The sequence below is a fragment of the Stenotrophomonas sp. Y6 genome (assembly GCF_022436665.1).
GTDB lineage: Bacteria > Pseudomonadota > Gammaproteobacteria > Xanthomonadales > Xanthomonadaceae > Stenotrophomonas > Stenotrophomonas acidaminiphila_A.
The window spans coordinates 74,592-85,585 of sequence record NZ_JAKUKB010000003.1; the positions used below are offsets into that span (position 1 = coordinate 74,592).

The 10,994-nt window shown below is 69.3% G+C and carries 8 protein-coding genes; 1 reads left to right on the top strand and 7 read right to left on the bottom strand.

From position 1 onward, the window contains the following. Window positions 1–48 precede the first annotated feature (48 nt). From MKP15_RS03735 to MKP15_RS03760, 6 genes are all read right to left on the bottom strand, one after another. Complete coding sequence (locus tag MKP15_RS03735) at window positions 49–3,627, bottom strand: M1 family aminopeptidase (protein WP_240211815.1); 3,579 nt, start codon at window positions 3,625–3,627, stop codon at window positions 49–51. Between the two features lie 11 nt (window positions 3,628–3,638). Further along, window positions 3,639–4,532, bottom strand: a complete 894-nt coding sequence (locus MKP15_RS03740; RefSeq protein WP_104939155.1) for an ABC transporter ATP-binding protein — start codon at window positions 4,530–4,532, stop codon at window positions 3,639–3,641. Window positions 4,533–4,722: 190 nt separating this feature from the next. Then, a complete protein-coding gene (locus MKP15_RS03745) occupies window positions 4,723–5,112 on the bottom strand; it encodes a VOC family protein (RefSeq protein WP_233996192.1) in 390 nt (129 codons plus the stop codon). Beyond that, window positions 5,109–6,167 carry a serine hydrolase domain-containing protein gene (locus tag MKP15_RS03750; RefSeq protein ID WP_240211816.1) on the bottom strand — a complete coding sequence of 353 codons (1,059 nt, stop codon included), beginning with the start codon at window positions 6,165–6,167 and terminating at the stop codon, window positions 5,109–5,111. Before MKP15_RS03750 ends, MKP15_RS03745 begins: the two co-directional genes overlap by 4 nt. Before the next feature lie 29 nt (window positions 6,168–6,196). Next, the gene (locus tag MKP15_RS03755; RefSeq protein WP_240211817.1) at window positions 6,197–8,107 is read right to left on the bottom strand and encodes a DUF885 family protein; all 1,911 of its coding nucleotides are present in this window, start codon (window positions 8,105–8,107) and stop codon (window positions 6,197–6,199) included. A gap of 140 nt (window positions 8,108–8,247) precedes the next feature. Continuing rightward, window positions 8,248–8,925 carry a DUF502 domain-containing protein gene (locus tag MKP15_RS03760; protein WP_161613568.1) on the bottom strand — a complete coding sequence of 226 codons (678 nt, stop codon included), beginning with the start codon at window positions 8,923–8,925 and terminating at the stop codon, window positions 8,248–8,250. Window positions 8,926–9,043: 118 nt separating this feature from the next. Between MKP15_RS03760 and MKP15_RS03765 the strand changes: the two genes are divergently transcribed. Further along, complete coding sequence (locus MKP15_RS03765; protein WP_240211818.1) at window positions 9,044–10,429, top strand: hypothetical protein; 1,386 nt, start codon at window positions 9,044–9,046, stop codon at window positions 10,427–10,429. A gap of 69 nt (window positions 10,430–10,498) precedes the next feature. On the opposite strand, the gene MKP15_RS03770 is transcribed toward MKP15_RS03765, so the two are convergent. Beyond that, window positions 10,499–10,960, bottom strand: coding sequence for a DUF4442 domain-containing protein (locus MKP15_RS03770; protein ID WP_240211819.1), 462 nt, complete (start codon window positions 10,958–10,960; stop codon window positions 10,499–10,501). Window positions 10,961–10,994: the final 34 nt, after the last annotated feature.

Genomic DNA, 10,994 nt, shown 5'->3' on the forward strand with positions numbered 1-10,994 from the left:
TACGGAATCCGCACCGCAGCACGCCCGGTCAGGGCCGGATCAGCCGCCTCAGCGGTAGCCGACCCGCTTGCGGTTGTCGGCCGACACGCGGTCGATCAGCTTGTTGTAGGGGTCGAAGCCGACCTCGTCCGGGCGCCCGTCGACGGTCACGGTGAACGCCGGCGCGGCCGTGGTGACGTGGTGGCGCTGCAGGTACAGCACCTTCTCGTCGCGCTCCTTGCCCGAGGGCCCCTTGGCGAACACGCCGACCTCGATCCAGTCGTCCAGCGTCCCCGGCGTTTCCTTGCCCAGGCCGTCGGCATAGCGCTTGTCGGCATGCAGGTTCATGGTCACGTCGTAGCGGCCGTCGGCACGCCGGGTCGCGGTGGCTTCGACCACGCGGTTGTCGTAGAAGCCGATCTTCTCGAACAGGTCGGTGATCAGCGCCTGGTGCGCCGGGCCGGCCTCGGCGCGGATGAACTCCAGCAGCTCGACCGAGGTGGTGTACGGCGGCTGCTGGAAGGCCTTGGCCTGGAGGAAGCGTGACAGCGCCCGGTTCAGGGCCTGCTCGCCCATCTCCTCGCGCAGCCGGTAGAACACCAGCGAGCCCTTCTGGTAGTGGATGTACTGCTGGTTCTCCACCCGGTACAGGGGCAGCTCCTCGACGTCCTCGCCACCACGCCCGGACAGGTACTTGTCCAGTTCGTCCTTGAGGAACTGGCGCATGTGGCCGCGCCCGTACTCCTTCTCCATCACCATCAGCGCCGAGTACTGCGACAGCGACTCGGACAGCACGGTCGCGCCCTGCATGTTGGCGCCGATCACCTGGTGCGCCCACCACTGGTGCGCCACCTCGTGCGCGGTGACGTAGAACACGTAGTCCACGTCATCCTTGTCGCGCAGGTCGGCGATGAAGCCGATCGATTCGGAATACGGAATGGTGTTGGCGAAACTCTGCGCGAACGAGCGGTAGCCCGGGAACTCGATGATGCGCACCTGCTTGTGCTGGTACGGGCTGAAGTTGGCCTCGTAGTAGGCCAGCGATTTCTGCACGCCTTCGATCATCCGGTCCACGTTGTACGGATGTTTGGGGTCGTGGTAGATCTCGATCGGGATGCCGTTGTAGGCCGCTTTCTTCACTTCCCAGCGTGCCGACAGGTAGGCGTAGAAGTTCAGCATCGGCCGGTCCATGGCGTAGCTGAAGCAGCGGCGGCCATCGCGTTCGAACGCCTTCTGCAGGTAGCCCGGCGCCAGCGCGATCTGGTCCGGTGCGGTGCAGATGGTGCTGCGGAAATCCAGCCAGTCGGCGTCGTTGGAGATGTAGTTGTTGGCGCGCGCGGCCGCATCCTCCAGCCGCGGCATGCGCGTGGGCTCGCCGAGACCGCGCTTGCGGCGTTCGTTGCGGTCGCTGATCTCCACCCCGGTGTCGTAGCCGAACGTCGGCAGCACGCGGCTGTTGAAGAAACTGCCGTTGTCGACGATCTCGGTCTGCGCCTGGCCGGCGGTGATGCCGTCGGGGTGGATGTCCACGGTGAAGGTGATGTCGCGCTCCTCGCCGGGCTGCATCGGCGCATCCAGCGTATAGATGCGGTACCCCAGCTGCGCGTCGTGGGTGGTCAGCCGGGCGCCGCCCAGCTCGATGCCGGCCAGCGTGCGGTCGTCGGCCATCGCCACATGGATCGCCGGGATGGCCGTGGCATGGGTGTTGCGCACCCGGTAGCGGCCGTCGATGCGCACGCTCTGGGTTTCCGGATGCAGGTCGACGTGGTTGTCCACGGCGACGATGCGCGGCTGCGGCAGGTCCTTGTACTTGCGGTACTCGCGCTCGTAGCGGGCCTGGCGGTCCAGCACCTGGTCCGGCGAGACGAACTCGTTGCGGATGTTGGTGTTCCAGTACAGCCAGCCGCCGCAGCCGATGAACGCCAGCACGGCGGCGGCCAGGCCCGCGCCCAGCGGGCCGCGCAGGCGTTGCCGGGCCAGGCGCAGGCGCTGGCGCCAGGCCGGATCGACGCCGCGCACCCACAGCGCCGCGCACAGCAGCAGCAGGACCAGCAGGAACAGCGTCCAGTAGCCCTGGAAGGCCAGCTGCCCGGTCAGGAAATGGCCGTAACCGTTCATGTCCGAGTACGGCGCGTTCGGCCAGCTGCCGAAGTTGTACAGGTTCTGGGTGTAGTCGAGCATGCCCAGCACCGACTGCCCGATCAGCAGCAGGATCAGCAGCGCGTACCCCAGGAACTTGTTGTTGCTCAGTACCTGCAGCACCAGCGCCATGCCGCCCATCAGGATGTAGACCACCGAGTTCAGCGCCAGCGTCTTGATGTACAGCAGCGGTTCGAGCTGGGTGTAGCCCTTGGCCAGCTGGATGGCGATGGCGGTAAGCCCGCCCACGGCCTGGAACGCGGCGACCACCGTGACCAGGGTGAGGAACTTGCCCAGCAGCGGCACCCAGTTGGGCACCGGCATCGCATCGCTGATGCCAGCGATGCGCGCGCTGCGCTCGCGCCACACCAGCTCGCCCGCGTAGAACAGCACGATGATGATCAGCAGGAAGCTGTAGCTGCCCTGCAGGGCCTCCAGCATCTGCGAGGTCACCGGCCAGCTGGGCGTGCCGTACAGGGTGCGGCGGTGCAGGGCGCTGGGAATGAAGTTGGCCATGCCCAGCACCAGCAGCACCAGGAACGGCGCACTGCGGAACACGCCCAGCGCATCGAAGCCGACCTGGCGCAGCAGCTGCCGCCAGCCGGTGGCGGCAGTGAATGCCGGGGTGACCCGGGGGGCGACCACCTGGCTGCGCTTGCCGTCGGTGGTGGCGACGCTGGCGGTCTTCCTGCCGCGCCTGCGGCCGGTGCCGCTGCGTTCGGTGCGGAACAGGGCGAAGGTGGCGGCGAACAGGGCGGCGGTGACCGCCAGCCACAGCAGCCGGTTCTCCAGCAGGTAGCCGCTGAAGGCGGGCAGGCCGGTGTTGCGCTCCTCGGCCGACCAGTAGCGCATCGCCTGGCCCATCGCGCGCATGCCCAGCGGGTCGAGCAGCGAAGCGACGCGCAGGTTGTCGATGTCGGCCAGCAGGGCGCGGCTGACGCCGTACAGCACGAAGAACACGATGACGCCGATGTAGACCCACAGGATGTTGCGGGTGGTCACCGCCAGCAGCGACAGCAGCGCGGTGGTGAACAGCACGTTCGGCAGCACCATGAACGCGAACGACCACAGGTACGGGCGCAGCGACACCGGCCCGAGCCGCGCGGCGTCGATCCAGGGCATGAACTGCGCCACGAACAGGCCGGCGCCGATGATGGCGTACATCAGCAGGCTGGCCAGCAGCGCGGCGCCAAGCCGGCCGAGCAGGTAGTCGCGGCGCCGGATCGGGCTGGAGAACACCAGTTCCGAGGTGCCCAGCTCGAAGTCGCGCAGCAGCGCATTGCTGACGAACAGGCTGACCACCAGCAGCCCGATCAGGGTGAAGGCGGTCATGAAGGTGGCGATCACCGACGGTGCATTGCGGTGCACGTTGCCGATGCCGCCGCCGATCTGCACGGCATCGCTGGAGGCCGCGCCGAAGGCGAGCAGCGCGAACAGCGCCGCCAGCAGCCACAGCAACGGGGAACGCAGCTGCTCGCGCAGCTCGAAGCGCAGGAAGGCCAGGGTCATGGTCGTCTCCGTCAGGCGGCCTGCGCCTGCAGGCGCAGGCGCTGGAAGTAGACGTCCTCGAGCCCCGGCGCGACCGGCTCGAAGCCGGCTTCCGGGCAGGTGTCGGCGAACACATGGATCACCGGATGGCCGCCCACCAGCCGCGTCGACAGCACGGTGAAGCGGCTTTCATAGTCCGCCAGCGCGGCCTTGGCCACCTGTTTGCGCCAGACCTGCGCCTGCAGCGCGGCGATCGCATCGACCGGCTTGCCGGACAGCAGCACCTGGCCCTTGTTCATGATGGCCATGGCCGGGCACAGGTCGGTGACGTCCTCGACGATGTGGGTGGACAGGATCACCACCACGTTCTCGCCGATTTCGGCGAGCAGGTTGAGGAAGCGGTTGCGCTCTTCCGGGTCCAGGCCCGCGGTCGGCTCGTCGACGATCACCAGCTGCGGGTCGCCCAACAGCGCCTGGGCAATGCCGAAGCGCTGGCGCATGCCGCCGGAATAGGTGCCGAGCTTGCGCTTGCGGGCATCCCACAGGTTCACCTGCTGCAGCAGGCCCTCGACCACTTCCCGGCGCTGCGCGCGCGCGGTCAGGCCCTTGAGCACGGCGAAATGGTCGAGCAGGTCCAGCGCGCTGACTTTCGGGTAGACGCCGAAATCCTGCGGCAGGTAGCCCAGCCGGCGGCGCAGCGCGTCCTTGTCCCTGAGCACGTCGATGCCGGTGCCATCGGCGGTGGTCAGGGTGGCGCTGCCGGCATCGGCCTCCTGCAGCGTGGCGAGCGTGCGCATCAGCGAGGACTTGCCGGCGCCATTGGGCCCGAGCAGCCCGAACATGCCGCGCGGAATGTCGAGATCGACATTGTTCAATGCATGCACGCCATTGGCGTAGGTTTTCGACAGACCGCGGATCTGCAGCATGGGGCCGGACCTCTCCTTGGATGATGGCCGCAACATGCCGCCGCGGCCGGGCTGCCGGCAATGCGCCGGAAGTCATTGGGACCAGGGACGTGGGAGGGCGGCGGATGTGACCGGCGGCGCGGCCACGGCCGCCCGTGCGGGCGCGGCCGGGCGGCAACCCGCGCGCCGTGCCCGTCGCGGCCGGTCGCCGTCAGGGCAGTTCGTACAGCTCCAGCGGCAGCGCGTCGGGGTCGGCGAAGAAGGTGAAGCGGCGGCCGGTGTACTCATCCACCCGCACCGGCTCGCAGGCCACGCCCTCGGCCTGCAGGTGGGCGATGGCCGCGTCCAGCGCGGCGACGCGGAAGGCGAGGTGGCGCAGGCCCCGCGCTTCCGGGCGACTGGGGCGCGGCGGCGGGGCCGGGAACGAGAACAGCTCCAGCCCGGTGCCGTCGGGCAGGCGCAGGTCCAGCTTCCACGACTGGCGTTCGGCGCGGAAATGCTCGGCCACCACCTCCAGCCCGAGGATGCGGGTGTAAAAGTCGCGCGAGCGCGCGTAGTCCGACGCGATCAGCGCGACGTGGTGGATGCCCTGCAGCTTCACCGCTGCGGGGCCTGCCAGCGGCGGGCGATCTGCAGCGCCAGCGCATAGGGCTCGGGATCGTTGCGGTTGCTCAGCACGACCACCGTCAGCTTCTGCTTCGGGTAGCGCACGATCACGTTGCGGAAGCCGATGCTCTCGCCGCTGTGCCACAGCGCATCGCCGTTGATGCGCCAGCCGAAGCCGTAGTGCGGCACGTCCGGTTCCGGCGTCGCCGTGGCCGCGCTGAAGGCCTGCTGCAGCGAGGCGCGGCGCAGCAGGCGCTCGTCGTACAGCGCGGCGTCCCACTTGGCCAGGTCGTCGATCGAGGAATAGATGCCGCCGTCGCCGAGCACCGCGCTGGTGGTGCTCTGGTCGGTGCGCTGCCAGTGGCCATCGATCTGGCTGTAGCCGTAGGCGCGCTCGGGCACCTCGTCGACGCCGTCCTGGTGGGCGAAGGTGGCGGTCATGCCCAGCGGCAGGAAGATGCGCTGGCGCAGGAAGCTGGCGAAGTCGCTGCCGGAGGCCTTGCCGACCACCAGCGCCAGCAACGCGTAGCCGCTGTTGCTGTAGCGGTAGCTGCTGCCCGGCGCGAAGTAGGTGCGGTTCTCCTTCTGCAGCAGGTGCAGCACGTCGATGTCATGCACCTGGCGCGTGTCGGCCGGGTCCATCAGGTCTTCGTAGTCGAGCAGGCCGCTGCTGTGGCTGAGCAGCTGGCGCAGGGTCATCGCGTCGGCCACCGCCGGCAGCTCGGGCAGCCACCTTTTTAGCGGGTCGTCGATCGACAGCGCGCCGTCCTCGGCCAGCAGCAGGATCGCGGCGGCAGTGAACTGCTTGCTCACCGACGCCAGCCGGAAGTTGGTGGCCGGCGATACCGGCGTGCCGTCCTCCAGCACCGCCAGCCCATAGCCGCGGCGGAACACCGGTTGCCCGTCCTTGAGCACCAGCACCGCGGCACCGGGCACGCGGCCGTCATAGCGTTGCATCAGGCCGTCGATGCCGGCGTCCGGCGCTGCCGGCGGCGCGGCGCCGGCCACCGTGGAGAACGCGAACAGGCACAGCGGGGCGAGTCGGGACATCCACGGCAGCATGGCGGCTCCTTGCAGGGTCAGGGGGTCTTGCTGGCAATCCAGCGGTCGATCTTGGCTTCCAGAATATCCAACGGCATCGAGCCGTCCTTCAACACTTCATCGTGGAACTCGCGTGGATCGAAGCGCTCGCCCAGTGCCGCCTGCGCCTTCTCGCGCAGGCGCCGGATCTTGATCTCGCCCACCCGGTAGGCCAGCGTCTGCCCGGGCAGGGCCATGAAGCGCTCGACTTCCGCGGCGGCATCGGCGGCGCTGATGTCGGCGTTCTTCACCATGTAGTCGATCGCCTGTTGGCGGCTCCAGCCGGCCGCGTGCAGGCCGGTGTCGGCGACCAGCCGCACGGTGCGCAGCAGGGTGGCCTGCAGGTAGCCGAGGCGGTCGTATGGGTCGCGGTACAGGCCCAGTTCGTCGCCCAGCGACTCGGCGTACAGGCCCCAGCCCTCGATGAAGGCGACGTCGCCGCCGAGCCGCCGGAAGCGCGGCAGCGTCGACAGTTCCTGCTGCAGCCCAAGCTGCAGGTGATGGCCGGGGATGCCCTCGTGCAGGTACTGCATCGGCACCGCCCAGCGCTTGCGCGACGGCAGGTCGCGGGTGTTGACCTGCAGCCGCCCGTGCTGGCCGCCGTCGGCCGCGGTCGGCGGCTGGTAGCTGGCGGCGCTGGCGGTCAATGCATGCTCGGCCGGCACCGGTTGTACCTGCAGCGCGGCCCTGGGACGGGTGGCGAACAGCGCCGGCAGCGCCGCGTCCACCTGTTGCCCCACCTCGCGGTAGCGCGCCAGCAGCGCGGCCTCGTCGCGGAAGGTGAACTGGCGGTCGTTGCGCATGGCGTTGAACGTCTTCTGCATCGAGCCGCGGATCCGGGCTTCCTTCATGACCCGGGCGATGCGCTCCTGCAGGTCCTTGACCTCCTGCTCGCCGAGCGCGTGGATCTCGGCCGGCGTGCGCGAGGCGCTGGTCAGGCCGGCGATGGTGTGCGCGTACCAGGCCTGGCCGCCGGGCAGGGCGCCGAGGCCGTCGCTGGCGCGCGTGGCCGGCAGGTACTGGGTGGCGATGAAGCCGCGCAGCGCGCGGTAGGCCGGCAGCAGCCGGTACTCGATCATGCGCTTGTATTCGGCGGCCAACCGTTCCCGGTCCGCGGCCGGGAAGTCCTCCGGCATGTTGCGGATCGGCGCCCAGAAGATGCTTTCCTCGGCGGTCGGGGTGATCACCGCGTCCAGCTGCGGCAGCACCTTCTCCATCAGCGCGCGCGGCTGCACCACGCCGGCGGCCATGCCTTCGCGCATGTTGGCGATGGCCTGGTCGAACAGCGCCGGCACCCCGAGCGAGCGCCGCGACCAGTTCTCGTAGTCCTTCACCGTGCGGAACGGCTGCGCGCCGGCTCCCGAACCGAGCACCGCGATGATGCTGGCGAGGTTGTTGTAGGGGTTGATCGGCAGCATCCACGACGGGTACTGCTCGGCGGCCAGCGAGATGCGCGCGTCGCGCATGAAGATCTCGTAACTGAGCAGGTCCTGGCCCTGCAGGCCGTCCTTGCCCAGCGCCTCGGCCTTGCCCTGCCACTCGACCATGAAGTCGTGCGCCTGGCGGCGCGAGGCCGGCGACAGGAAGTTGGGCAGCTGGTCGTTGAAGCGCGGGTCGCCCTGGAACGTGGCCTGCAGCGGGTTCAGCCGCATCGACGCATCCCAGTACTCGTCGTAGAGCCGGTTCAGGCGGGTGGCCTTGTCCTGGGTGACCGGCAGCGGCGCGCGCGCCGGGCGGGGCGCCGGACGCGCCGGGGGCCTGCTGCCGCGCGCCTTGGGCTTGGCGGTGCGCGATTGCGTCGCGGTCGGGCGCTGGCTCTTCTTCTTCGCCGCCTCGACGGGCGCGGCGGCGGAGAACATCAGGACGGAGGCCATGGCAAGCGCGAGAAGGCGAAGCGGGCTGGAGGTCATCGGTGGTTCCGGAAACGCACAGGCCCGGGAGCTTGCCTTAGCGGCCGGCGCTAGTGAAGAGCAACCGGCAACGGATAAAGGCGGCAGTCACCCCCGGTGCCCGCCCGGCGCAGCCTGTTCCTGCCCTGGCGAGCGGCGTTTCAGCGCTCGCCGGCGCGGGTGAACGGCACGCTGTCCGGGGCCACCGCGCCACCGGAGATGATGAAACTCATGGCCTGGTCCACGGTCCAGTCGGTCGGCGTCAGCAACTCCACCGGCACGATCTCCAGATAGCCGGAGGTCGGGTTCGGCGTGGTCGGCACGTACACCGCGGCCAGTTCGCGGCCGGTGCCATGTTCGCGGATGACGCGGGTCACCAGGCCCACCGATTTCATCTCGCGGTGCGGGAAGTCGATCAGCACCACCCGCTGGGTGCTGCCCGGCTGGGTCTGGAGGATGTCCAGCAGCTTCTTGGCGCTGTCGTAGATGATGCTGGCCAGCGGGATGCGGCGGATCACCGCGCCGAACCAGCGCAGCAGGCGCTGGCCGATGACTCGGCGGCTGAGCACGCCCACCAGCAGGATCACCAGCAGCGTGGCGAGCAGGGCGAAGATGTCCTGCATCCATTCCACCCGTACCCAGCCCAGGTAATGCGGGAAGGACGCGGCGATGCGTTCGGACAGCGGCACCACCAGCGGGCTGCTGATGCCGGACAGCAGCACGAACACGAACTTGATCACCACCCAGGTCAGCCAGATCGGCAGCAGGGTGAGCAATCCGGTCAGGAACAGGCGCTGCAGGGAGGGGCGGTGGGGTGCGGCGGGAGCTTCGGGCGACATATGGGGATTGTAGCGGTGAGCGGCATGGCCGGGATGGCGGTTGCAGGTGGGCGATGCAGGGCGACGTCGGATATCGTTCATCAATCCGGCGTGTCGATCGGCCAGGGAAGGAGATGCCATGAAACATCGGGAGGGCAGGACCATGGGCAAGGTGTTGCGACGGATGGCCGCAGGCCTGGCCGGGCTATTGTTGCTGGTGGCGGCGGTCCTGCTGCTGTCGTCGCTGTGGCCGTTGTCGGCGACGCAGAAGCGTGCGTTGGCGGTACTGCAAGCGCCGCGCGACCTGCCGGGCAGCAACGGCTACGCCACGCTCGCCACGCTGGGCATGGCGGGGACGCCCGGGCAGCGCCAGGCACGGGTGGACGCCTATGTGGCCGAGTACCTACGTTGGCATGCCGGTTTCGTCGACCACACCCTCGAAAGCGGTGGCCAGCGGGAAGAGGGAATGCTGGAAGTCAAGCCGCGGCTTGGCGCCGGCGGGAACACCGAGCCGTTCGATCCGGTGTTGTGCAGGCATGCCACCGGCTGCCTGGCGCGGGTGCGTGGGCAACCGCAGGCCGTGGCCGAGGCCCTGCTGCCGCAGGCGGCCGTGCTGGCGCAGATGGACGAACTGGCCGCGCATGGCCATTACCAATCGCCGCTGCCGCTGGATGCGGCCACGCCGGTGCCGAACATGCGACCGTTGTTCGTGCCGTTGGCGGCGCACGCGCTGGCCCACGTGCAGGGCGACAGCCAGCGCTCACTGGCCGGGCTGTGCCGCGATGCCGGTATCGGGCGCATGCTGCTGGGCCATGGTGACAGCCTGCTCACCAGCATGGTCGGCGGCGCGCTGCTGGCCGCCAGCGCGGAGCTGTTCGCGGACGTGCTGGCCGAATTGCCGGTGGATGCGCCGATACCGGAGGGGTGCACCACCGCGCTCGCGCCGCTGACGCCGCAGGAAGCCAGCAACTGCGCGGGCATGCAGGGAGAATTCGCCATGGTGCGCGGCGGCTATCCCAGGGTGGCGCAGCTGGCGCAGGATGCGCCTTGGTGGGTGACGCCGCAGACGGCGAAGCTGCTGTACGACCGCGACAGGAGCGTGGCCCGCGTGGCTGAAACGATGGGCCAGGCCTGCCTGCCTGAAACCCTGCAGGCGATCGCCGGGGACCGCCCGTTGCCACCGGCGCCGGTGCCGTCGGTGTGGCGGCTGGAATGCGCCGCCAACGCCGTCGGCTGCATCCTGAGCGGCATTGCCGGGCCGGCGTATGCCCGGTATGGAGCGCAGCAGCAGGACACCGCCGCCCGGTTGCGGTTGTTGAATGCGGCGCTGTGGCTGCGCGGGCATGCGGCACAGCGGGCGGACAGGCCGCTGGCCGAACGCCTGGACGCACTTCCGGCCGGGCTGCGTGGTGCGCAGCGGCCCATCACCGTGTCCGCCGATGGCACCGCGCTGGAAACGCCGGCCTATGCCAGGCAGGGGCAGGTGCTGCGGATGCCGTTGCCGCTAACCGCCTCCAGCCGCTGAAGCGCGGCCGCCGGGCCTGCGCCGCGGGCGTGCAGCGTCTGCCGCGCGTCTCCGCGGTCACTGCCGTGGCTACCCGCGCTGGCGTGCTTCCGGCTTGGGGCGTACGTAGACCTGCTTGCGGACGCGCGCGACCACTTCGCCGTGCGCGTCGAGCACGTCATTGCTGAACCAGCGCAGGTGCTTGGCGCCACCGGCGGTGGCCGCGCGCACCTGTTCGAGCGTGGCCGTGTCGAGCCGGAATTCGGTACTGACCGTGCCCTTGCCGGGCCTGATGAACTCGATCTCCCCGGCCTTGTCCCACACGTAGTAGTCGCGCCCGAGGTTGTGCAGCAGGCACAGCATCCAGAACGGATCGGTCATGGCGAACAGGCTGCCGCCGAAATGGGTACGTACGTAGTTGACGTTCCACGGGCGCTCGCGCAGTTCCACGCGTACATAGCGGTAATCGGCGTGGAGCTCGGTGACGTGGATGCCGGTGAACAGGAACGGCGGCCACAGATTGATGCCGAGGCGGAACGTGCTGGCTTTCATGACGGACTGGAGCGTACGCGGGACCGGGAGTCTA

Coding starts and splice junctions, on each gene's coding strand:
- MKP15_RS03740 (WP_104939155.1), bottom strand. CDS start 4,532: ATGCTGCAGATCCGCGGTCTGTCGAAAACCTACGCCAATGGCGTGCAT.
- MKP15_RS03750 (WP_240211816.1), bottom strand. CDS start 6,167: ATGTCCCGACTCGCCCCGCTGTGCCTGTTCGCGTTCTCCACGGTGGCC.
- MKP15_RS03735 (WP_240211815.1), bottom strand. CDS start 3,627: ATGACCCTGGCCTTCCTGCGCTTCGAGCTGCGCGAGCAGCTGCGTTCC.
- MKP15_RS03760 (WP_161613568.1), bottom strand. CDS start 8,925: ATGTCGCCCGAAGCTCCCGCCGCACCCCACCGCCCCTCCCTGCAGCGC.
- MKP15_RS03770 (WP_240211819.1), bottom strand. CDS start 10,960: ATGAAAGCCAGCACGTTCCGCCTCGGCATCAATCTGTGGCCGCCGTTC.
- MKP15_RS03755 (WP_240211817.1), bottom strand. CDS start 8,107: ATGACCTCCAGCCCGCTTCGCCTTCTCGCGCTTGCCATGGCCTCCGTC.
- MKP15_RS03765 (WP_240211818.1), top strand. CDS start 9,044: ATGAAACATCGGGAGGGCAGGACCATGGGCAAGGTGTTGCGACGGATG.